Source organism: Streptomyces sp. NBC_01217 (assembly GCF_035994185.1).
Classification (GTDB): Bacteria; Actinomycetota; Actinomycetes; order Streptomycetales; family Streptomycetaceae; genus Streptomyces.
Window position 1 is genome coordinate 7,488,443 of record NZ_CP108538.1, and the last position, 21,845, is coordinate 7,510,287.

A 21,845-nucleotide genomic window follows, 5' to 3' on the forward strand; every position below is an offset into this window, starting at 1 on the left:
GGGCTACCTGAGCGGCCGAAACGGGATCAAACCGATTGAATGACGCAAGGGGGCGAATTCATGACATTGACGAGTGCAACGGTACGATCCGGGAGGCACGGTCCGCCCGGCAGCCCGCACGACAAGCGGTCCCGGTCCGTCGACCGGAACGCCGGTGCCTGGTTCCTGGTACTGCCCGCGCTGATCCCGATCCTGATCCTGAGCGTCGGCCCGCTCCTCTACGGCATCGCTCTGGCCTTCACCGATGCCCAGTCCGGCCGCACCCGCTCCACCCAGTGGGTCGGCGGGCTGAATTTCCAGGATCTGCTGCACGACGCCCTCTTCTGGGACTCGTTCCGGATCGGTCTGCTGTGGGCGGTCGGCGTGAGCGTCCCTCAGTTCGTACTGGCGCTCGGCCTCGCCCTGCTGCTCAACCAGAATCTGCGGATGCGCTGGCTGGCGAGGGCGCTGGCGATCATTCCGTGGGCGATGCCCGAGGTCGTCGTCGGCATCATGTGGCGGCTCGTCTACAACCCGGACGCGGGCATTCTCAACGAGACCATCCGTGATCTCGGCCTCGGTGACGGCCGGGACTGGCTCACCGGACTCGCCACCGCCCTGCCCGCCGTGATCGTCGTGGGCGTCTGGGCCGGCATGCCCCAGACCACCGTCGCCCTCCTGGCCGGACTGCAGAACACCCCGCACGAACTCCACGAGGCGGCCGCCCTGGACGGAGCGGGAGCCTGGCGCCGGTTCCGTACCGTCACCTGGCCCGTGCTCAGACCGGTCGCGCTCTCCATCACCGCGCTCAACTTCATCTGGAATTTCAACTCCTTCGCCCTGGTCTACGTACTGACCAACGGCGGACCCGGTGGCCGCACCCGGCTGCCGATGCTCTTCGCGTACGAAGAGGCCTTCCGCTACGGACAGTTCGGCTACGCCGCGGCGATGGGCTGTGTGATGGTCGCGGTGATCTCGGTGATCCTCGCGGTGTACCTCGTCGGCCGGCTCAGGGGAGGCGAGGACCGATGAGCCTGCGTACCAGCAGATCCGCACGCGCCGGACAGTACGCCGCCCTGCTCGGCTATCTGGTCTTCCTGGCGTTCCCGTTCCTGTGGCTGATCTCCACCGCCTTCAAACCGGCGCGCGAACTGGGCTCCCTGCACCCGACCTGGATCCCCGAGCATCCGACGCTGGACAACTTCCGCAAGGCGTTCGACGAACAACCACTGCCGCAGGCCGCCGCCAACTCGCTGATCGCCGCGCTCTGCGCCGCCGTCGTCGCGGTCCTCATCGCCACGCCCATGGCCTACGTCATGGCCCGCCACCGCTCCAGGCTCTCCGCGGCCACCTCCGGATGGGTCGTGGTCAGCCAGGCGTTCCCGTTCGTGCTGCTGATCATTCCGCTCTTCCTGATCCTGAAGCACCTCCATCTGATCAACACCCTGTGGGGGCTGATCATGGTGTACGTCGTCTGGGCGCTGCCCTTCGCGCTGTGGATGCTGGTGGGATACGTACGAGCCGTGCCCACCGAGCTCGAAGAGGCCGCCTCGGTCGACGGCGCGGGCAGGCTGCGGACGCTCGTCTCGGTCACCGCCCCGCTGCTGGCCCCGGGCATCGTCGCCACCGCGCTCTTCGCGTTCATCACCGCATGGAACGAGTTCTTCTTCGCGCTCGTCCTGCTCAAGACACCGGAGAAGCAGACCTTGCCGGTCGTACTGACCCACTTCATCGGCGCGGAGGGCGCGGCCGACCTCGGACCGCTCGCCGCCGCCGCGTTCCTCGCGACCCTTCCCTCGCTCGTCGTCTTCGCGATCATCCAGCGGCGGATCACGGGCTCCATGCTGGCCGGGGCGGTGAAGAGCTGATGCGCGCACCCGTACGGACGGCGGCCGCCGCCGTGGCCACCGCGCTGGCCCTGCTGCTCACCGGCTGCGCGGGCACGGGCGACGGCAGGGACGGCAACGGGCGGATCGAGATCGACTTCCAGTCGCTGGCCTGGCAGAAGGAGTCCGTCGACGCCAACAAGCAGCTGGTGAAGGAGTGGAACGAGACCCACCCCGACATCCACGTCAACTACGTACAGGGCAGCTGGGACACCGTCCACGACCAGCTGCTCACCTCCTTCGAGGGCGACGAGGCGCCGGACGTCATCCATGACGCCTCCGACGACCTCGCCGACTTCGCGTACGGCGGCTACCTCGCCGATCTGCGCACTCTGCTGCCCGGCCGGCTGACCGCCGACATCCCGCAGCAGAGCTGGCGGACGACGACCTTCGGCGACGGCGTCTACGGAGTGCCGTTCCTCCAGGAGCCCCGCGTCCTGATAGCCAACACCGAAATCCTCAAGGAGTCGGGGGTCCGTATCCCGACTCCCGGCAGTCCCTGGAGCTGGACCGAGTTCCGGCAGGTGACCAAGGAGCTGACGGGCAAGGGGAGATACGGCGTGGCCTGGCCGCTCAAGGAGCCCGTATCCGTCACCCTCAACCTCGGACTCTCCGCAGGCGGCCGGCTCTTCCACCCCGGAGCCGACGGCAAGGTGACCATCCGGGCGGAGGCGGGCGACCGGATCGTCCCCGGCACCATTCACGACCAGGTCAACACCGACCACAGCGCGGCCCGCACCGCGCTGGGCATGGGCGGCTCCGACACGCTCCCCGGATTCTTCGGCGGCAAGTACGCGATGGTCCCGCTCGGCTTCTCCTACCGTCAGCAGGTCGTCGAGCAGGCTCCCGAGGGCTTCGAGTGGACGGTCCTGCCCGCTCCCGTCGGAAGCGGGGGCCTGGCCCAGGGCGTGAGCCCGCAGACCCTCTCGGTATCGGAGGCCAGCCCGCACAAGAAGGAGGCCGCGCAGTTCATCGACTTCCTGCTCCGGCCGCAGAACATGGTGCGCCTGGCCAAGGGTGACTGGATGCTCCCGACCGGCACCGCCGCCCTCGCGGACCCGGCCCTGCACACCGACAAGGACGGCTGGTCGACCGGTGTCGCCGTGGCGAAGGAGCTCCGCCCGGCGCCCGCCCAGTCGGTCCGCGGCTACCCGGAATGGAAGGACAAGGTCGCCACACCCGCCCTCCAGGAGTACTACAGCGGGGCCATCGGCGAGGGGGAGCTGAGGAAGCGTCTGGTCGACGACGGGAACCGGGTGCTGGCCCGCTATCAGCGCTGAGGCACCCGGAAAACCATATGGACGAGACGTCTCGTCTCGCCTACGGTCGGGGCATGACGAATACCGAGCGCGCCCATGTCGCCATGTTCTCCATCGCCGCCCACGGGCACGTGAACCCGAGCCTGGAAATCATCCGGGAGCTCGTCGCCCGTGGGCACCGCGTCAGTTACGCCATCCCGGCCTCCTTCGCCGAGAAGGTCGCCGCCACCGGCGCACGGCCGGTGCTCTACACCTCGGTGCTGCCGACCGAGGAGGCCCCGGACGCCTGGGGCACCGAACTGATCGACAACCTCGAACCCTTCCTCGACGACGCCGTCCAGGCCCTGCCCCAGCTCATCAAGGCCTTCGAGGGGGACGAACCCGACCTCGTCCTGCACGACATCACCTCCTACCCGGCACGGGTCCTCGCCCATCGCTGGGGCGTGCCCGCCGTCTCCCTCTCGCCCAACCTGGTCGCCTGGGACGGATACGAGGAGGAGGTCGGCGAGCCGATGACGGCCGAGCTGAAACGGTCCGAGCGCGGGCGGGCCTACTACCGGCGTTTCCAGGACTGGCTCAGCGAGAACGGGATCGACCGGCACCCGGACCCGTTCGTCGGCCGGCCGCCGCGGTCCGTCGTCCTGATCCCCGAGGTCCTCCAGCCGAACGCCGAACGCGTCGACAGAACGGTCCACACCTTCGTGGGCGCGTGTCAGGGCGACCGCGCCGACCAGGGGGAGTGGCAGCGCCCCGAGGGCGCGGAGAAGGTGCTGCTGGTTTCGCTCGGCTCGACCTTCACCGACCAGCCGGGGTTCTACCGCGACTGCGTCACCGCCTTCGGCGGTCTGCCCGGCTGGCATGTCGTGCTCCAGATCGGCGCCTGGGTCGACGCCGCCGAACTCGGCGACGTACCGGCCAATGTGGAGGTGCACTCCTGGGTGCCGCAGCTCTCCGTGCTGAAACAGGCGGACGCCTTCATCACCCATGCGGGCGCCGGGGGCAGTCAGGAGGGGCTCGCCACCGCCACCCCGATGGTCGCCGTGCCGCAGGCCGTGGATCAGTTCGGCAACGCCGACATGCTCCAGGCGCTCGGTGTCGCCCGCCACCTCCCGATGGCGGACGTGACGCCCGACTCGCTGCGGGCCGCCGTGCTCGGCCTGGTGAGTGACCCCCAGGTGGCGAAGAGGGCCGCGGCCGTGCGGGAACGGATGGCGGGGGAGGGCGGCATGAGGCAGGCGGCCGACCTCATCGAGGCCGAACTTCCCGGCTGACAGGAGGGGGCGGAATCAGGCCGTCTCCTCGTCCGCCCGAGCGCGATCGCCGGCTCCGCGTTCCCTCGTGCGAAGTGTGCGGGCCGCCGTTGCGGGAGCGGCAAGCCCCGTACGCGTGAAGGAGGTTGCGGTGCCTCTGCCCGACTTGGGTGCGGCTGGCCGGTTTCTTATTACGAAACCTTGTTGAGTAAGTCACAGCCGCATGAAGGCCTTGATCTGAGCGCGTCAATCGGCGAGGGTTTCGAGCCAACCCCCGGAGATTTTCCGGCCGGGGGTCAATCCCCCCACAAAGAATGACGAGGAGACCCCTCTTCATGGCAGTTCACAAGCGCGCACGTCGGATCAAGCTGACCGCGGCGATATCCGCAGTCGCCGCGACGGCCGGAGTCACCCTGCTGGGCACCTCCCTCGCCGGAGCCGCACCCGCCCCCGCGACGGGCACCGTCTACGGCGCGGACGCGGCGACCGCGGTCTCGGGCAGCTACATCGTGATGCTGGACCAGAAGGCCGACAAGGCGAAGCTCGCCGAGGAGTACGGCGGCAAGCTCAAGCGGAACTACAGCTCCGCCGTCAACGGCTTCTCCGCCAGCGGCCTTTCACTGGCCGAGGCCAAGCGCCTGGCGGCCGACCCGTCCGTCGCCAAGGTCGTCCAGAACAAGAAATTCCACATCGACGCCACCCAGGACAACCCGCCGTCCTGGGGGCTGGACCGGATCGACCAGACCGAGACGGCCGGCGACAACGCGTACACCTACCCGGACAGCGCGGGCGAGGGCGTCACCGCGTACGTCATCGACACCGGTGTCCGTACCACGCACAACGAGTTCGAGGGCCGGGCCACCTCCGGCTACGACGCCATCGACAACGACGACAGCGCCGACGACGGCAACGGCCACGGCACCCACGTGGCGGGCACGATCGCCGGTGCGACCTACGGGGTCGCCAAGAAGGCGAAGATCGTCGCCGTCCGCGTCCTGGACGACTCCGGATCCGGCACCACCGAGCAGGTCGTCGCGGGCATCGACTGGGTCACAGCCCATCACGAGGGCCCCTCGGTCGCCAACATGAGCCTCGGCGGCGGTGCGGACGAGGCGCTCGACTCCGCGGTCCAGAAGGCCATCGCCTCCGGAGTCACCTTCGCGGTGGCCGCCGGAAACGAGTCCACCGACGCGAGCGAGAACTCCCCGGCCCGCGTCCCGGAGGCCATCACGGTCGCCTCGTCCACGGTGGACGACGAGCAGTCGTCGTTCTCCAACTACGGCTCGGTCGTGGACATCTACGCCCCCGGATCGGACATCACCTCGTCCTGGAACGACAGCGACGACGGGTCCAACACCATCTCCGGTACGTCCATGGCGACCCCGCACGTCGTCGGCGCCGCCGCCGTCTACCTCGCCGGACACCCGGACGCCACCCCGGCGGAGGTCGCCACGGCGCTGACCGACGGGGCCACCCCCGACGCGATCTCCGACGCGACCGAGGGCACGCCCAACAAGCTGCTGAAGGTCGTTGAGTAACCGGCCCACGCAGCCGTGACCGGGCAGCGGACGCCCGGCGCAACCTGAACGGCGGCCGCCGTGCCCTCCCCCACGGGGCGCGGCGGCCGCACTGCGTGGGGGGATCGTCCTATGGTGTGCCCATGACGATGTACGCGGCGCTGTTGCGCGGGATCAATGTGAGCGGCCACAAGAAGGTTCCGATGGCCGAACTGCGCACACTGCTCACCGAACTGGGTCACCAGGACGTCCGCACCCATCTGCAGAGCGGCAACGCCGTCTTCAGCAGCACATCGGAGGACGAGAACGCACTCGCCGCCGAGCTGGAGCGGGCCATCGAGAACCGGTTCGGCTTCGCGGTCCCCTGCCTGGTCCGGGACGGCGCCTACCTCGCTGCAGTTGCCGCGGCCTGCCCGTTCCCCGCCGCCGAACTCGAAGGCAGGCAGCTGCACATCACCTACTACGGGCAGCCAGTCGACGCCGCACGCTTCGCCCCGGTCGACCCGGCGGACTTCCTCCCCGAGGAGTTCCGGCTCGGGGATCGCGCGCTCTACCTCTACGCCCCCGACGGACTGGGCCGCTCCAGACTCGCCGACGCCCTGTCCCGGCCGGCCCTCACCAAGGGCGTCACCGCCACCACCCGCAACTGGAACACCGTGGTCAGGCTGGTGGAGATGACCGCACATGACGGAGCCCGCACATGACCGAACCTTCCCCCGGTGTGGCCGCGGCCATGGAGGGCGAGCTCCGCCTCCTGGACCCGCTGGTACGCGCCTCCGCCGAACTCCTCACCCAGGTGCTGCACCCCGACTACCGCGAGATCGACTCCGCAGGCCGCGTCTGGAACCGCGACACGATGATCGCCTCGCTCACCGCCGAGGACGCCCCGCGCCCCGGCCCGCTCACCGCGTCCCGGATGTGCGGAGAGCAGCTGGACGACGAATTCGTCCACCTCACCTACGACACCGAGACCAAGGGACACCTCGCCCACCGCAGCTCGCTGTGGCGGCTGACCGACACGGGCTGGGTGCTCTACTTCCACCAGGCCACACCGTTCGCCATGGCCGCCGACAGCGGTCCCGGGCAGGACTAGGACCCGAGCGCCTCCAGGCGGCTCATGTCCTCGGCGGACAGCCGGATCCGTCGCGCCCCGAGGTTCTCCGCCAGATGGACGGGCGAACCGGTGCCCGGAGTCGGGCACAGCACGGGGGAGCGGTGCAGCAGCCACGCGAGGGCGATCTGCCCTCGGGTGGCACCGTGCCGATCGGCGACACCGTCGAGTGCCGCGGCTGCCTCACCGGTCAGCGCGCCGTTGGCCAGCGGGAACCAGGGCAGAAAGGCCAGGCCGTGGGCCTCGCACACCTTCAGCACCGCGTCCGACGCACGGTCGAGGAGATTGAACCGGTTCTGCACCGAGGCGATCCCGGTCAGGCAGAGAGCCTGCTCCAGCTGGTCGGCGGTGAGCGTGTCCAGACCGATGTACCGGATTTTGCCCTCCTGCCTCAGCTCATCCAAAGTGCCCAGCTGGTCGGCCATGGGCACCTGCGGGTCCAGCCGGTGCAGCTGATAGAGGCCGATCCGGTCCGTGCGCAGCCGCCGCAGACTGGCCTCGCACATCGCCCGCAGCTGCTCGGGACGGCCCGCGATGTGCCAGGCGCTGTCGCCGGTGCGCACCACACCGCCCTTGGTCGCGATCACCAGATCCTCGCGATACGGGTGGAGCGCCTCGGCGACCAGCTCCTCGGCCAGCCCGGGACCGTAGTTGTCGGCGGTGTCGATGAGTGTGACACCCCGCTCGACGGCCGCCCGCAGCACGGCCACGGCATCCCGCCGCTCCCCGCGCGGCCCCCAGTATCCGGGGCCGGTCAGCTGGGCGGTGCCGTAACCGAGACGGCGTACGGGCAGCTCGCCACCGAGCAGGAACACCTCGGAGGCGGGGTGTGACGTGTCAGACATGACGGGAACACTAGTGGCAATCGGCGCCACAACCCCGCGTCCTATGCTGAGGTGTTGCCGGCCCTGCGGTGACCGGTGTTCTCAGCTGTGAGGCCGCGGAACGGGAGTCGGGATGCGCTACATCATCGTCGGGGCGGGCGCCGTCGGCTGCGCCATCGGGGGACGGCTGTCCGAGGCCGGCCACGACGTCGTACTCGTCGCACGCGGTGCGCAGTACGAGGCGCTGCGCACCGGCGGGCTGCGGCTCGTCACACCCGACGGGCCCCGCACCCATCTGCTCCCCGTCGTCGACGGCCCCGAAGCACTGGACCTGACAGCGGACGACGTCCTCGTGCTCGCGGTGAAGACGCAGGACAGCACGGCCGCCCTCGACACCTGGAGCGTCCGGCCCGTCCGGGGCGGCTCCACGGCGGGGGAGCGGCTGCCGCTGGTCTGCGCGCAGAACGGGGTGGAGAGCGAACGCCTCGCACTGCGCCGCTTCCGGCATGTGCGTCTGGCTGCCCGCCACCTTCGTCGAACCCGGCGAGGTCTCCGCCGCCGGAACACCCCTGACCGGCATCCTGCACCTGGGCCGTTACCCCACCGGGACCGACGACACGGCCCGGCGGATCGCCGCCGACCTGGAGAAGTCGAAGATGCTCGCCCCGGTCGTGCCGGACGTGATGCGCTGGAAGTACGGCAAGCTGCTCGCCAACCTCGCCAACGCGATCGAGGCCGTCACCGGGCCGCTCACCGAACAGGACGCATCCGCCCTGTTCAAGCGGGCACTCGCCGAGGGCAGGGCCGTGCTCGCGGCCGCCGGGATCGATCCGGTCGGCCAGGAGGAACAGGCCGCGGTACGGGCCGGCAGGATCCGCTTCGAGCCCTTCGACGGCTCCCCGCGCGGCGGCGGTTCGTCCTGGCAGAGCCTCAGCCGGGGCACGGGCACGATCGAGGCCGACTACCTCAACGGCGAGATCGTGCTCCTCGGCCGTCTGCACGACGTGCCCACACCCGTCAACGACGTGCTGCAGCGCACCGCGGACACCTTCGCCCGCGAGCGCAGGCAGCCCGGCTCGATGTCCGTGTCCGAACTCCTCGCTCTCGTCGACGCCGTCTCCTGAAGAAGCGGATCCGGCCGCCGTCGCCTTTTTTCAATACCGGCCGCGGCGGCCCGCCCTAGCGTGGGGCGCATGAAGAACGAGCACGCTCACATGACCGAATGCGCCGCAGAGGCGGCCCGTATCGCCCGCTCCATCAGCAACGGACAGCTCGACACGGCCACCACGCCCTGCGGCGAGTGGGACCTGCGCGGGCTCATCAACCACTGGGTGCTCTACACCTCCCACGGCCTGGAACACCGCGCCCTGCGCAAGGACCTCCCCGACGAGCTCACCACCCGTGACTTCACCGCCGACGCCGACTGGGCGCAGAGTTACGCGGCACAACTGGACCGCGCCGTCGCCGCCTGGTCGGACCCGGCGGTCTGGGAGGGCGAGATCGACCTCGGGGGCTCGACCTCCCCGGCCTCCGAGATCGCCGCGATGCTCATCGAGGAGACCGTCCTGCACACCTGGGACGTGGCCCGCGCCGTCGGACAGGAGCTTCAGCTCTCCGACGCGGCGGCCGCCTACGTTCTCGAAGTCATCGACCGCACCGCCGCGCTCTACCGGCAGTACAAGGGTTTCGCCGACGAGGTGACGGTCCCCGCTTCCGCGTCGGTGTTCGAACGGGCGCTGGCCCGCAGCGGGCGCGACCCGCACTGGACCGGGGCCTGAAAGTGGCCCAGCCGACCGGGTGATGAATGGCCCGGGCCCGTATACCAATACCTGGCTAGGCTCTTCGAATGACCACTCACCGCACCCCGGGCACGGACAGGACCGTCGTCGACTTCTACTTCGACCCGGCCTGCCCGTTCGCCTGGATCACCTCCCGCTGGATGCTGGAGGTGGAACAGCAGCGCGACATCGATCTCCGTTTCCACGTCATGAGCCTCTACCTGCACAACATCGGCAACGAACTCCCCGACTGGTACCGGGAACTGGTCGACAAGTCGATCGGCCCGGTACGGGTCGCGGTCGCCGCGGCGGCCGGCCACGGCGACGGTGTGCTCCGCGATCTCTACACCGCGATGGGCACCCGCATCCACCGGCAGAAGAACGAGGACTTCGACCAGGTCATCGCCCAGTCCCTCGCGGAACTCGCACTGCCCGCCGCGCTGGCCGACGCCGCCCACACGGAGACGCACGACGAGGCACTGCGGCTCAGCCACGACGCAGGAAAGGATCCGGAGGCGAAGGCCTACGTCGGTACGCCGACGATCCATGTCGACGGCTCGGTCTGGTTCGGGCCGGTCCTGCGGGCCGTACCGCGCGGCGAGGAGGCGGCACGGATCTTCGACAGCTTCCGGGTACTCGCCGGGCACCCGGACCTCTTCGAACTCAAGCGGACCCGCACGGGCAGCCTGGACGTCGGCTGACGGGGAGGAAGGGGGAGCGGGTCACGCGCTGAGCGAGGCCGGCCGTGCGAGCGGGACACCGGCCTCGTCGTACCGGGCCAGCAGCAGCCGCGCCAACTCCGGTGACGCGCCCAGGACATCGGCCAGCACGTCCGCCCCGGCCGCTCCCGCGGCGATACGGTCCGGGAGCCGGCCGGGTGCGATGACATAGGGGGCCACCGCCACCCGCCGTACACCCTCGGCGCGCAGGGCCCGTACGGCGTCCTCGGTGCGGGGGAACCCCGCGGGAGATGCGGCGGAGGCGAACGCAGGCCGCACGGCGCACCAACCGGTGTGCCGCAGCTCCCGCGCGATTTCAGCGATCACTGCGATCGCCTCCGGGTCTGTGGAGCCCGCCGAGGCCAGGACGAGCCCGGTCGAGCCGCGGTCGCCGGGACGGACCCCGGCTTCGTACAGCCGCCGCTCCAGCGCCGAGTTCAGCAGGGGCGAGGGGCCGAGCACCTCCGCCTGCCGGATGCGCAGCCGGGGCAGCCGGGTCCGGGCCTCGTGCAGCACCGTGGGGATGTCGGACTTGGCGTGGAAGGCCCGGGTGAGCAGCAGCGGCAGAGCGATGACGTCCTCGGCGCCCTGTGCCGTGAGCCGTTCCAGCACCCGAGACACCGACGGCGCGTTGAAGTCCAGGAAACCGGTCTCCACGCGCAGCCCCGGCCGCAGCGACCGCACCCGCGCGGTGAGCGCGTGCACTGTCGCCGCGTGCCGCGGATCGCGGCTGCCGTGGGCGATGACGAGGAGGACCGGGGCGGACATGGCGTGGCTCAGTTCTTGACGAGGAGACCGCGGCTGCGCAGCACCCACCGCTCCAGCGGACTGAAGATCAGCAGGTCGATCGCGATGCCGACGAACAGGATCAGGATGATGGCGAGGAAGATGCCGGGCATGTCCGCGTTGTTGCGGCCGTTCTCCAGCAACTGGCCGAGCCCCAGGCCGAGATCGGGGGAGGACGCGATGATCTCGGCGGCCATCAGCGAGCGCCAGGAGAACGCCCAGCCCTGCTTGAGACCGGCCAGGTAGCCGGGCAGCGCGGCCGGCAGCACGATGTGCCAGGTCCCGCGCAGCCCGGTCGCGCCGAGCGTACGGCCCGCCCTGAGGAACAGCGGCGGCACCTGGTCGACGCCGGAGACGAGACCGTTGGCGACCGAGGGGACCGCACCCAGCAGGATCACGGCGTACATCATCTTGTCGTTCAGCCCGAGCCAGATCACGGCCGGCGCCACCCAGGCGACCGACGGCAGTGACTGCAGTCCGGACAGGATCGGGCCGATCGCGGCCCGTACGACCTTCACCCGGGCGACCAGCAGGCCCAGTGGCGTACCGATGGCCACCGACAGCAGGAAGCCGAGCAGCCCGCGCGAGATGCTGGTCCAGATGACGTCGAGCAAGGTCCCCTGCGCCCACATCTGGGACGCGCTGTCCCACACGGCTGAGGGTGACGGCAGCTTGTAGTCGTCGGTGACCTGGGCCTCGACGAGCATTTGCCAGACGACGATCACCAGCGCCACCGCGAGCAGCGGCGGCAGCACCTTGCTCAGCAGCACCTCGCGCACCGGGGTCCGGCGCACCTGCACGGCGTCCAGCGCGTCGAGCCCGGCCTCCAGACCGGCCAGATCGTCGGGCTTCGTGTCAGTGCTGGCCATGACGGCGGATCTCCCCACGCAGTTGTTCGGTGATCTCGACGGACAGCTCCGCGACCGCGGTGTCCTCGATACGGCGCGGCTGCTCGATGTCCACGGTCCACTCACGGGCGATCCGGCCGGGGCGCGACGACAGCAGGACGACCCGCTCGGCGAGCCGCACCGCCTCGCGCACATTGTGGGTGACGAAGAGGACCGAGACGTTCGTCTCGCGCCAGATCCGGGTCAGCTCATCGTGCAGCACGTCCCGGGTGATGGCGTCGAGCGCGGCGAACGGCTCGTCCATCAGCAGCAGCTGACTGTCCTGGGCGAGCGCCCGGGCCAGTGCCACCCGCTGCCGCATACCGCCCGAGAGTTCATGCACACGCTTCCCGTACGCCCCGCCCAGCCGTACGAGTTCGAGCAGCCGCTCCGCTTCCGCGCGGCGCTCCGACTTGGCCACGCCGCGCAGCCGCAGCGCGAGTTCGATGTTCTTGCCCGCGGTCAGCCACGGGAACAGGGCGTGTTCCTGGAACATCAGGGCCGGCCGCCCGCCGGGGGTCTCGATGGACCCCGCGGTCGGGCGGTCGAGTCCGGCCACCAGATTGAGCAGCGTCGACTTACCGCACCCGGAGGCACCTAGGAGGGTGACGAACTCGCCCGGCGCGACATCGAGCGTGATGTCGTCCAGGACGAGCTGCTGCCCCTGCGGTCCGCCGAAGGACTTGGAGACATGCGCGATACGGGCGGCGTGCCCGACCGCTGTACGGTCCTCGGCCTTGGTGAGGGTGGTCGCCATGGTCGTCACCTCCTGGGAATCCTGGGTTCGGGTTCGGGCGGCTTACTTGACGCCGAGACCGGCGTCGGCGACCTTGGGCTTGCCCGCGACCTTCAGGACCTTGTTCAGCGGCTTCAGGTCGTAGATGCCGGTCAGGTCCGGCTTCTCCAGCAGGCCGGCCTTCACCGCGTGCTCGGCCTGCGCGTCGAGCGTGGCGGCCAGCGGGTCGTCGGTGATCTGGATCGACTTCCACGCCGGGTCGAGGATGTCGGCCGGCAGCGGCTTGCCGGTCAGCTTCTCCAGCGCGGCGTTGGCGGAGGCCTTCGCCTTGTCGGGGTTGGCGTTGATCCACTCGTTGGTCTTCACCGAGCCGCGCAGCACCGCCTCGACGACGTCCGGGTGCTCGCTGAGGAACTTCTGCGACACGATGATGTTCGTGATCACGAACTTGTTGTCCGGCCACAGCGTCGACTCGTCGAGCAGCTCCTTGGCGCCCTCGGCGACCAGCTTGGACGCGGTGGGCTCGGGGACCCAGGCGCCGTCGATGGAACCGGACTTGTAGGCGTCCGGGGTCACCTTGTTGTCCGTACGGACCACGGAGACGTCGCCCTTGCCGCTCTGGGCGTCGACCTTCCAGCCCTTCTCGGAGATCCAGTTGAGGAACGCCACGTCCTGGGTGTTGCCGAGCTGAGGGGTGGCGATCTTCTTGCCCTTGAGGTCGTCCAGGGTCTTGATCTTCTTCGGGTTGACGACCAGCTTCACACCGCCGGAGGCCGAACCGGCTATGATCCGCAGGCTTTTGCCCTTGGACTTGGTGAAGCCGTTGATGGAGGGCGACGGGCCGATGAAGCCGATGTCGATCGAGTCGGCGTTGAGCGCCTCGATCTCGGACGGGCCCGCGTTGAACTGCGAGGTCTTGAGCTGGGTGCCGCCGAGTTCCTTCTGGAACAGCCCCTCCTGGTCACCGACCAGCGCGGTGGCGTGCGTGAGGTTGGGGAAGTAGCCGATCCGCACGGTGTCCGTGGAGAGCTTCTTCGCGTCGGCGGCGACGTCCGACTTCTTGGTGTCGTCGTCCTTCGCCTCGGAGCCGTAGCCGCAGGCGGTGAGCGCGACGGCGAGCAGCGGCAGTGCGGCGGCGGCGAGGCTGCGGCGCAGCGTGGTACGGGGGGCAGGCACGGGAGGCTTTCCTCTCGTTGGCCCGGTGATCGCGTCCCTCGGATCTACGGGGAGGCGGCCGGGAAGTCAGCAGGTCTTCGTCTGAACTGGCTGTGCGGGCGGTGCGGTTGGTGCGAGCGGGCGCGCAGGCAGTGCGCGTACGTCACCACGCACATCGCGCGACCCCGCCCTGGCCGCTGCCGAGGGCGCCGCTGCCGACGCGGCCGCCCTCCTTCGCGAACGTGGAGTAGATGTCGATACTCATCAGAAGTCCCATTCGGCGTCTTCGGCGGCCGTGGCTGTGGCTTGGGGGTCGGCCGCGGCGGCGAACGAGGCACCGGCCATGCCGGCCGTCAGCGTGGTGCCGTCCGCCGGGTCGATCAGGAGGAAGGAGCCGGTGCGCCGGGAGTCCGCGTAGGCGTCGAGGGCGAGCGGCTCCGCGGTACGGACGACGACCCGGCCGATGTCGTTGGCGACGAGCCGTCCGGGCGCCGGGTGCTGGGAGAGGTCGTCCAGCGTGAGGCGCGAGGGGATGTCCTTGACGATCGCCTTGACCGTGCGGGTGGTGTGCTTGAGCAGCACCCGCTGGCCGACGGTCAGCGGCTCGTCGGCGACATGGCAGACGGTCGCCTCGACGTCCTGGGTCACCGCCGGTGCGTCGTCGGTGGGTGCGATCAGGTCGCCGCGCGAGATGTCGATGTCGTCGGCCAGCCGGATCGTCACGGACTGCGGCGCCCAGGCGATGTCCACGCTGTCGCCGAGCGCGTCGATCGCGGTGACCGTCGACGTACGGCCCGAGGGCAGCACGGTGACGGCCTCGCCGACGCGGAAGGCACCGGCCGCGATCTGCCCCGCGTAGCCCCGGTAGTCGGGGTGCTCGGCGGTCTGCGGCCGGATGACGTACTGGACGGGGAAGCGAGCGTGGCAGGCGGTGAGGTCATGGCTGACCGGCACCGTCTCCAGGTGCTCCAGCACGGTCGGACCGCCGTACCAGTCCATGTGGGCGGACGGCTCCACGACGTTGTCGCCGGCCAGCGCGGAGATCGGGATCGCCGTGATCTCCGGGACGCCGAGGGAGGCCGCGTACGCGGTGAACTCCTCGGCGATGGCGGCGAACACGGGCTCCGCGTAGTCGACCAGGTCCATCTTGTTGACGGCCAGGACCGCATGCGGCACCCGCAGCAGCGCGGCGACCGCGGCATGGCGGCGGGTCTGCTCGACGACGCCGTTGCGGGCGTCGACCAGGACGACGGCCAGCTCGGCCGTCGAGGCACCCGTCACCATGTTCCGGGTGTACTGCACATGCCCCGGGGTGTCGGCCAGGATGAACCGGCGGCGCGGCGTCGCGAAGTAGCGGTACGCGACATCGATGGTGATGCCCTGCTCGCGCTCGGCCCGCAGACCGTCGGTCAGCAGCGCCAGGTCGGGCGCCTCCTGGCCCCGGCTGCGCGAGGCGTGCTCGACGGCCTCCAACTGGTCGGTGAGAACCGACTTGGAGTCGTGCAGAAGACGCCCCACGAGGGTGGACTTGCCGTCGTCGACGGACCCCGCGGTGGCGAACCGCAGCAGGGTGGTCGTCGACAACTGCTCGCTGATGACGGTCATTTAGAAGTACCCCTCGCGCTTACGGTCTTCCATCGCGGCCTCGGACATCTTGTCGTCGGCACGCGTCGCGCCCCGCTCGGTGAGCCGGGAGGCGGCGATCTCGGTGATCACGGCGTCCAGCGTCGTCGCGTCCGAGTCGACGGCGCCGGTGCACGACATGTCGCCGACCGTGCGGTAGCGGACCTGCCGGGTCTCGACCCGCTCGCCCTCCTTGGGGCCGCCCCAGTCACCGGCGGTCAGCCACATGCCGGAGCGGTTGAAGACCTCGCGGTCGTGGGCGAAGTAGATCTCCGGAAGCTCGATGCCCTCGCGCGCGATGTACTGCCAGACGTCCAGCTCGGTCCAGTTGGAGATCGGGAAGACCCGTACGTGCTCGCCCGGGGCGTGCCGGCCGTTGTACAGCTGCCACAGCTCGGGGCGCTGGCGGCGCGGGTCCCACTGGGAGAACTCGTCGCGCAGTGAGAAGACCCGTTCCTTGGCGCGCGCCTTCTCCTCGTCACGGCGCCCGCCGCCGAACACGGCGTCGAAGCGGTGCTGCTGGATGGCCTCCGTCAGCGGCACGGTCTGCAACGGGTTGCGGGTGCCGTCCGGGCGCTCGCGGAGCTTCCCGGCGTCGATGTACTCCTGTACGGAGGCGACATGCAGCCGCAGCCCGTGCCGGGCGACCGTGCGGTCGCGGTACTCCAGCACCTCGGGGAAGTTGTGGCCGGTGTCCACGTGCAGCAGCGTGAACGGCACCGGAGCGGGCGCGAACGCCTTGAGCGCCAGATGCAGCATCACGATGGAGTCCTTGCCGCCGGAGAACAGGATCACCGGCCGCTCGAACTCTCCCGCCACCTCACGGAAGATGTGGACGGCCTCGGACTCCAGGGAGTCCAGGTGGCTGAGTGCGTACGGATTGCCGGTGCCCTCCGACACGGTCGCGACGGTCGTCACGCTGCACCCCTCTCGCTCAGCAGCGCGTACAGCTCCGCCGCGGACTCCTGCACGGTCTGCCGGTGCGACTCGATGCGCAGATCGGGCGACTCGGGCGCCTCGTAGGGGTCGTCGACCCCGGTGAGCCCGCTGATCTCGCCGGCCGCCTGCTTGGCGTAGAGGCCCTTCACATCGCGTACGGAGCACACCTCGACCGGAGTCGCGACATGCACCTCCAGATACGCGGTGCCCTCGGCCTGGTGCCGCCCCCGCACCGCGTCCCGGCTGTCCGCGTACGGGGCGATGACCGGGACCAGCACCTTCACGCCGTTGGCCGCCAGCAGCTCGGCGACGAAGCCGATCCGCTGGACGTTGGTGTGGCGGTCCTCGCGGGAGAAGCCGAGACCCGCGGAGAGGAACTCCCGGATCTCGTCTCCGTCGAGCACCTCCACGCGGTGGCCCTCGCCGCGCAGTCGCCCGGCGAGTTCGTACGCGATGGTGGTCTTGCCGGCGCTCGGCAGACCGGTCAGCCAGATGGTGGCTCCCGTCTCCGTCACGCTCATCGAATTCTCCTGATCAGTCGTCATCAGTCGTGCAGCCCGCACTCGGTCTTGCCCCGGCCGGCCCAGCGTCCGGCGCGCGCGTCCTCGCCCTCCAGCACCCGGCGGGTGCAGGGCGCGCAGCCCACGGAGGCGTAACCGTCCATCAGCAGCGGGTTGGTGAGAACGCCGTGCTCCGCCACGTACGCGTCGACGTCGTCCTGCGTCCAGCGGGCGATCGGTGAGATCTTCACCTTCTGCCGCTTCTCGTCCCAGCCGACGACCGGGGTGTTCGCCCGGGTGGGGGACTCGTCGCGGCGCAGCCCGGTCGCCCAGGCCGCGTACGAAGTCAGGCCCTGCTCAAGGGGCTTGACCTTGCGCAGCTTGCAGCACAGGTCGGGGTCGCGGTCGTGCAGCTTCGGCCCGTACTCGGCGTCCTGCTCGGCCACGGACTGCCGCGGGGTCAGCGTGATGACGTGGACGTCCATCACGGCGTCGACCGCGTCGCGGGTCCCGATCGTCTCCTCGAAGTGGTATCCGGTGTCGAGGAAGACCACGTCGACGCCCGGGAAGGCGCGCGAGGCGAGGTGGGCGACGACCGCGTCCTCCATCGAGGAGGTGACGCAGAACCGCTTGCCGAAGGTGTCGGCGGCCCACTTCAGGATCTCCAGCGGGGAGGCGTCCTCCAGCTCCCGGCCCGCCCGCTCGGCCAGGCTTCTGAGGTCATCGGTCTGCAGAGTGTCCGTCATATCCCGTCCCCGTCACCGTCGTTGCGCCGAAGGCCCCGGGTCAGCAGACCCAGGAACTTCAGCTGGAACGCGCGGTTGCAGGAGGCACATTCCCAGGCGCCGTGCCCGGTCTCGTTGGGCCTGAGGTCCTCGTCGCCGCAGTACGGGCAGTGGAACGGCGCGGCACGCTCGCTCATGACAGCGCCTCTTCGGAGGCGCGGGACGCCCAGGTGGCGAACCGCTCGCCGTCCTCGCGCTCCGCCTGGAAGCGCCCCAGGACCCGCTCGATGTAGTCGGGCAGCTCGGCCGAAGTGACCTTCAGGCCACGGACCTTGCGCCCGAATCCGGCGTCCAGGCCCAGCGCGCCGCCCAGGTGCACCTGGAAGCCCTCGACCTGATCGCCGTTGCTGTCCAGTATCAGCTGGCCCTTGAGGCCGATGTCGGCGACCTGGATACGGGCGCAGGCGTTGGGGCAGCCGTTGATGTTGATGGTGATCGGTTCGTCGAACTCCGGGATGCGCCGCTCCAGTTCGTCGATCAATGAGGCGCCGCGCGCCTTCGTCTCGACGATGGCGAGCTTGCAGAACTCGATGCCGGTGCAGGCCATCGTGCCGCGCCGGAACGGCGAGGGCGTGACGCGCAGATCGAGTGCCTCCAGCCCCGCGATCAGGGAGTCGACCCGGTCCTCGGTGACGTCGAGCACGATCATCTTCTGCTCGGCGGTGGTACGGAGCCGGCCCGAGCCGTGCGCGTCGGCCAGCTCGGCGATCTTGGTGAGGGTCGCGCCGTCCACGCGTCCGACGCGCGGGGCGAAACCGACGTAGAAGCGGCCGTCCTTCTGTTTGTGCACACCGAGGTGGTCGCGCCAGGTGCCCTGCGGCTGCTCGGGCGCCGGGCCGTCGACCAGCTTCCGCTGGAGGTACTCGTCCTCCAGGACCTGCCGGAACTTCTCGGCGCCCCAGTCGGCGACCAGGAACTTCAGCCGGGCACGGGTGCGCAGCCGACGGTAGCCGTAGTCGCGGAAGACGCCGATGACACCGCCGTAGACGTCGGGCACCTCCTCCAGCGGCACCCAGGCGCCGAGCCGCACGCCCAGCTTGGGGTTGGTGGAGAGTCCGCCGCCGACCCAGAGGTCGAAGCCGGGGCCGTGCTCGGGGTGGTCCACGCCGACGAACGCGATGTCGTTGATCTCGTGCGCGACATCGAGCTGCGGGGAGCCGGAGACCGCGGACTTGAACTTGCGGGGCAGGTTGGAGAAGTCGGGGTTGCCGATGAACCGCCGCTGGATCTCGTCGATGGCCCACGAGCCGTCGATGATCTCGTTCTCCGCGATGCCGGCCACCGGGGAGCCGAGGATCACACGGGGCGTGTCACCGCAGGCCTCGGTGGTGGAGAGCCCGACGGCCTCCAGCTTCTCCCAGATCGCCGGTACGTCCTCGATCCGGATCCAGTGGTACTGGACGTTCTGCCGGTCGGTGAGGTCCGCGGTGCCGCGCGCGTACTCCTGCGAGATCTCACCGATCACCCGGAGCTGCTCGGTGGTCAGCCGGCCGCCGTCGATCCGGACCCGCAGCATGAAGTACTTGTCGTCCAGCTCCTCCGGCTCCAGGATCGCGGTCTTGCCGCCGTCGATCCCGGGCTTGCGCTGGGTGTACAGGCCCCACCAGCGCATGCGTCCGCGCAGGTCGTTGGGGTCGATCGAGTCGAAGCCGCGCTTGGAGTAGATCGTCTCGATGCGTGTCCGCACATTGAGACCGTCGTCGTCCTTCTTGAACTGCTCATTGCCGTTGAGCGGAGTGTGGTGTCCCACGGCCCACTGGCCTTCGCCACGGTGGCGTCCGGCCTTGCGGCGGGGCGTGGTGGTCGCAGGCTGTTCCGGGGTAGCGGCCATGACAGTACGTCCTTCGGGACTGCAGGAGGGCGGCTCTGAACTGCACACTCGCGCTGAGGCGCGGCGGTGCGCAGGGTTTGCAGAGAAAAGGGGATCGCGGCGGTGCTGGGACTCTCAGCCCGCCGGACAGATGGCGCTGGACATGCGGCCGAGGTCGACGTGGCGTCGACTCACCAAGGCAATCCCAGTTCCAGACATGACGGAAGCGTGTCACGCGAGTCTCGGAGCAGTCCACCACTATCCATGATGTGGACGAGACTGTCCCGCAGTATGAGACGGTGTGGTGTCTGTCACCCGGCCCGCCCGAACCGGGGTGTCCGTAATGGTCGCAATCGCCCCACCTGTCGCCGGGAGTCGCCGTCCGCGCGCTACCGCGCCGCTCCCGGCCACGGCCCCGGCGTGGCCACCTCGGGCTCCAGGTCCACCTTCGTGTCGAAGAGCCTGAAGCCGCGCCGCAGATAGTTGTCCATCGCGTGCGGGCCGTCCTTGGAGCAGGTGTGCAGCCACACCCGCTTCGTCGGCGTCCGCTCCAGCGGCCAGCGTTCCGCCAGGTCCCAGGCGCGGGCAACGCCCGTGGAAAGCAGATGGCCGCCGATCCGGCGCCCGCGGAAGGCCGGTATCAGACCGAAGTACATGATCTCGACCACGCCGTCGTCCTGCGGGTCCAGCTCGATGTAACCGGCCGGGGTGCCGTTCTCGTACGCCACCCAGGTCTCCGCACCGGGCCGGTCCAGGGCCTCCTGCCACTGCGCGTACGTCATCGTGAGCCGGTCCGTCCACTGGATGTCGCCGCCGACCGCCGTGTACAAAAACCGGCTGAACTCGGGCAGCGGCACCTCGGACCGCACGATCCGCACATCACCCTCCGGGACCGCGGCGGGGCGCAGATCGTCGGGGGAGGTCTGTTCCAGGGACCAGATGGTCACCTCGGCGGCGGCGGTGTGCGCGGGGTTGCTCATGGCTGCCAGGGAACCGTGCCGCCCGGCCGGGACCCAAGCCGGTCCCACGGCCCGGACGGCGGAACCCTGCACGAAAGGCCCTACGCGTCCGTGCGCGCCCTGACCACCACCGGAGCCGTCGAGCGCGGCAGCAGATCGGCCGGATGGTCCGGGTGGATCACCTGCACCTCGACCCCCTCGCCGAAGCGGTACGGGCGGTGCGCCAGCACCTCCGCGAGATGGCGGCGCATCCGCGAGATCTCCGCGCGCACCGTCACCGTCCGGGTCGCGTCGCCGAAGATGTCCTCGGCCAGTTCGGATGCCGTACGCCCCTCGCGATGCAGCGCCAGGGCGTACAGCAGCTCCGCGTGGCGCGGCGAGAGCCGCTGCGTCCAGGTGCCCACCGCACCCACCACATTGACCGTGAGACCGCGCGGCCGGCTCAGGTCCAGCACCACCCGCCGCGGCGGTCCGTCCGACGTCCCGTCCGTCACCCGCACCAGCCAGCCGCCGGGCAGCGGCTCGACCTGGCACATGCCGAGCGACGGCAGCCACACCCGGCCCGGCTGCAAGGACTTGGGCAGCGGCAGCCGGTCGACCGGCGGCATCCCGGTCACCGCGGCGAGCCACCCATGGGTGTCCACCGCCAGGGCCCGGCCGCCCAGCCGGCACAGCAGCGGCGCCGCCACCGAACGCAGCCGGTCGACCGACTGCAGATGCCGGTTCCTGATCTCGCTCTCGGCCAGCCTGGCGACCGAACCGACCAGGGCCAGCGAGGTCGGATGGAACGTGGACACCGGACCGCTGATGTCGACGATGCCGATCAGCCGGCTGTCCCGTGGATCACGGACCGGGGCCGCCGCACACGTCCAGTTGTGCAGACTGCGCACGAAGTGCTCCGAGGAATGGACCTGGACCGGTGTCCGCGAGACGAGCGCCGTACCGATCGCGTTCGTCCCCGTGCTCGCCTCCGCCCAGGCCGCGCCCTCCGCGAGACAGATGCCGTCCGCCCGGCGCAGCACCCCCGTATTGCCCTGGCGCCACAGCACCCGGCCGTCCACATCGGTGACCACCACGATCTGCTGGGCCGCATCCGCCAGCGAGACCAGCCCCTCGCTCAGCAGCGGCATCATCTCGCCCAGCGTCGAACTGCGGCGACGGTGCTCGATCTCGTCCATCTCCAGCAGCACGCTCTCGGTGGACTGATCGGGGTCGACACCGCTGCGGAGCACCCGGTCCCACGAGGCACCGATCTCCGCCCGCGGGGCAACCGGTGCACGCTCGCCCACGAGCCTCGCCTCCCTGGCCCGGTGGATCATGCGCAGGGCCAGGACGGACTGCG

At 70.1% G+C, this 21,845-nt stretch carries 23 protein-coding genes and 1 pseudogene; 10 read left to right on the top strand and 14 right to left on the bottom strand.

From position 1 onward, the window contains the following. The first annotated feature begins 60 nt into the window (after window positions 1–60). The 7 genes from OG507_RS33460 (at window position 61) to OG507_RS33490 (ending at window position 6,984) form a co-directional block, all read left to right on the top strand. Window positions 61–1,011 carry a carbohydrate ABC transporter permease gene (locus OG507_RS33460; RefSeq protein WP_327370841.1) on the top strand — a complete coding sequence of 317 codons (951 nt, stop codon included), beginning with the start codon at window positions 61–63 and terminating at the stop codon, window positions 1,009–1,011. Beyond that, complete coding sequence (locus OG507_RS33465; RefSeq protein ID WP_327370842.1) at window positions 1,008–1,847, top strand: carbohydrate ABC transporter permease; 840 nt, start codon at window positions 1,008–1,010, stop codon at window positions 1,845–1,847. Before OG507_RS33460 ends, OG507_RS33465 begins: the two co-directional genes overlap by 4 nt. Further along, on the top strand, window positions 1,847–3,145 hold the full coding sequence (locus OG507_RS33470) for an ABC transporter substrate-binding protein (RefSeq protein WP_327370843.1): 1,299 nt from the start codon (window positions 1,847–1,849) through the stop codon (window positions 3,143–3,145). The genes OG507_RS33465 and OG507_RS33470 overlap by 1 nt, the downstream gene beginning before the upstream one ends. A 17-nt stretch (window positions 3,146–3,162) precedes the next feature. Continuing rightward, a complete protein-coding gene (gene mgt / locus OG507_RS33475; RefSeq protein WP_442811058.1) occupies window positions 3,163–4,395 on the top strand; it encodes a macrolide-inactivating glycosyltransferase in 1,233 nt (410 codons plus the stop codon). A gap of 314 nt (window positions 4,396–4,709) precedes the next feature. Continuing rightward, window positions 4,710–5,912 (top strand): S8 family peptidase, encoded by a 1,203-nt coding sequence (locus tag OG507_RS33480; RefSeq protein ID WP_327370845.1) that lies wholly within the window; start codon window positions 4,710–4,712, stop codon window positions 5,910–5,912. Between the two features lie 122 nt (window positions 5,913–6,034). After that, window positions 6,035–6,595 carry a DUF1697 domain-containing protein gene (locus OG507_RS33485; RefSeq protein ID WP_327370846.1) on the top strand — a complete coding sequence of 187 codons (561 nt, stop codon included), beginning with the start codon at window positions 6,035–6,037 and terminating at the stop codon, window positions 6,593–6,595. Next, window positions 6,592–6,984, top strand: coding sequence for a nuclear transport factor 2 family protein (locus OG507_RS33490; protein WP_327370847.1), 393 nt, complete (start codon window positions 6,592–6,594; stop codon window positions 6,982–6,984). Before OG507_RS33485 ends, OG507_RS33490 begins: the two co-directional genes overlap by 4 nt. On the opposite strand, the gene OG507_RS33495 is transcribed toward OG507_RS33490, so the two are convergent. Further along, entirely contained in the window at window positions 6,981–7,847 is an 867-nt protein-coding gene (locus OG507_RS33495; RefSeq protein WP_327370848.1) for an aldo/keto reductase, read from the bottom strand. The two genes, OG507_RS33490 and OG507_RS33495, sit on opposite strands and share 4 nt — an antisense overlap. A 112-nt stretch (window positions 7,848–7,959) precedes the next feature. Here OG507_RS33495 and OG507_RS33500 point away from each other — a divergent pair. From OG507_RS33500 to OG507_RS33510, 3 genes and pseudogenes are all read left to right on the top strand, one after another. Continuing rightward, window positions 7,960–8,950: pseudogene (locus OG507_RS33500) on the top strand (ketopantoate reductase family protein). A 69-nt stretch (window positions 8,951–9,019) separates the two neighbouring features. After that, the gene (locus tag OG507_RS33505) at window positions 9,020–9,604 is read left to right on the top strand and encodes a TIGR03086 family metal-binding protein (protein ID WP_327370849.1); all 585 of its coding nucleotides are present in this window, start codon (window positions 9,020–9,022) and stop codon (window positions 9,602–9,604) included. 68 nt (window positions 9,605–9,672) lie between these two features. After that, window positions 9,673–10,305 carry a DsbA family protein gene (locus tag OG507_RS33510; RefSeq protein ID WP_327370850.1) on the top strand — a complete coding sequence of 211 codons (633 nt, stop codon included), beginning with the start codon at window positions 9,673–9,675 and terminating at the stop codon, window positions 10,303–10,305. Between the two features lie 21 nt (window positions 10,306–10,326). Here the strand turns inward: OG507_RS33510 and OG507_RS33515 are convergent, their stop codons facing one another. The 13 genes from OG507_RS33515 to OG507_RS33575 all read right to left on the bottom strand — a co-directional run bounded on the left by OG507_RS33515 (window position 10,327) and on the right by OG507_RS33575 (window position 21,822). After that, window positions 10,327–11,091: a sirohydrochlorin chelatase gene (locus OG507_RS33515; RefSeq protein WP_327370851.1), complete on the bottom strand. Its 765-nt coding sequence runs from the start codon at window positions 11,089–11,091 to the stop codon at window positions 10,327–10,329. A gap of 8 nt (window positions 11,092–11,099) precedes the next feature. Continuing rightward, entirely contained in the window at window positions 11,100–11,978 is an 879-nt protein-coding gene (locus OG507_RS33520; RefSeq protein WP_327370852.1) for an ABC transporter permease, read from the bottom strand. Continuing rightward, the gene (locus OG507_RS33525; protein ID WP_327370853.1) at window positions 11,965–12,753 is read right to left on the bottom strand and encodes an ABC transporter ATP-binding protein; all 789 of its coding nucleotides are present in this window, start codon (window positions 12,751–12,753) and stop codon (window positions 11,965–11,967) included. Before OG507_RS33525 ends, OG507_RS33520 begins: the two co-directional genes overlap by 14 nt. Window positions 12,754–12,795: 42 nt before the next feature. Further along, window positions 12,796–13,908: an aliphatic sulfonate ABC transporter substrate-binding protein gene (locus OG507_RS33530; RefSeq protein WP_327370854.1), complete on the bottom strand. Its 1,113-nt coding sequence runs from the start codon at window positions 13,906–13,908 to the stop codon at window positions 12,796–12,798. A gap of 243 nt (window positions 13,909–14,151) precedes the next feature. Then, the gene (locus tag OG507_RS33535) at window positions 14,152–15,492 is read right to left on the bottom strand and encodes a sulfate adenylyltransferase subunit 1 (RefSeq protein ID WP_327370855.1); all 1,341 of its coding nucleotides are present in this window, start codon (window positions 15,490–15,492) and stop codon (window positions 14,152–14,154) included. Then, window positions 15,493–16,428 carry a sulfate adenylyltransferase subunit CysD gene (cysD, locus tag OG507_RS33540; RefSeq protein WP_327370856.1) on the bottom strand — a complete coding sequence of 312 codons (936 nt, stop codon included), beginning with the start codon at window positions 16,426–16,428 and terminating at the stop codon, window positions 15,493–15,495. Then, window positions 16,425–16,970 carry an adenylyl-sulfate kinase gene (gene cysC / locus OG507_RS33545; protein WP_442811059.1) on the bottom strand — a complete coding sequence of 182 codons (546 nt, stop codon included), beginning with the start codon at window positions 16,968–16,970 and terminating at the stop codon, window positions 16,425–16,427. Before cysC ends, cysD begins: the two co-directional genes overlap by 4 nt. A 23-nt stretch (window positions 16,971–16,993) precedes the next feature. Beyond that, on the bottom strand, window positions 16,994–17,695 hold the full coding sequence (locus OG507_RS33550) for a phosphoadenylyl-sulfate reductase (protein ID WP_327370858.1): 702 nt from the start codon (window positions 17,693–17,695) through the stop codon (window positions 16,994–16,996). After that, window positions 17,692–17,871 (bottom strand): hypothetical protein, encoded by a 180-nt coding sequence (locus tag OG507_RS33555; protein WP_327370859.1) that lies wholly within the window; start codon window positions 17,869–17,871, stop codon window positions 17,692–17,694. The genes OG507_RS33550 and OG507_RS33555 overlap by 4 nt, the downstream gene beginning before the upstream one ends. Further along, a complete protein-coding gene (locus tag OG507_RS33560; RefSeq protein WP_327370860.1) occupies window positions 17,868–19,565 on the bottom strand; it encodes a nitrite/sulfite reductase in 1,698 nt (565 codons plus the stop codon). The genes OG507_RS33555 and OG507_RS33560 overlap by 4 nt, the downstream gene beginning before the upstream one ends. A gap of 114 nt (window positions 19,566–19,679) precedes the next feature. After that, window positions 19,680–19,763, bottom strand: a complete 84-nt coding sequence (locus OG507_RS33565; RefSeq protein ID WP_309500612.1) for a putative leader peptide — start codon at window positions 19,761–19,763, stop codon at window positions 19,680–19,682. A 170-nt stretch (window positions 19,764–19,933) separates the two neighbouring features. After that, the gene (locus OG507_RS33570) at window positions 19,934–20,524 is read right to left on the bottom strand and encodes a GNAT family N-acetyltransferase (RefSeq protein ID WP_327370861.1); all 591 of its coding nucleotides are present in this window, start codon (window positions 20,522–20,524) and stop codon (window positions 19,934–19,936) included. 80 nt (window positions 20,525–20,604) lie between these two features. Further along, the gene (locus tag OG507_RS33575; RefSeq protein WP_327372186.1) at window positions 20,605–21,822 is read right to left on the bottom strand and encodes a helix-turn-helix domain-containing protein; all 1,218 of its coding nucleotides are present in this window, start codon (window positions 21,820–21,822) and stop codon (window positions 20,605–20,607) included. Window positions 21,823–21,845 lie beyond the last annotated feature (23 nt).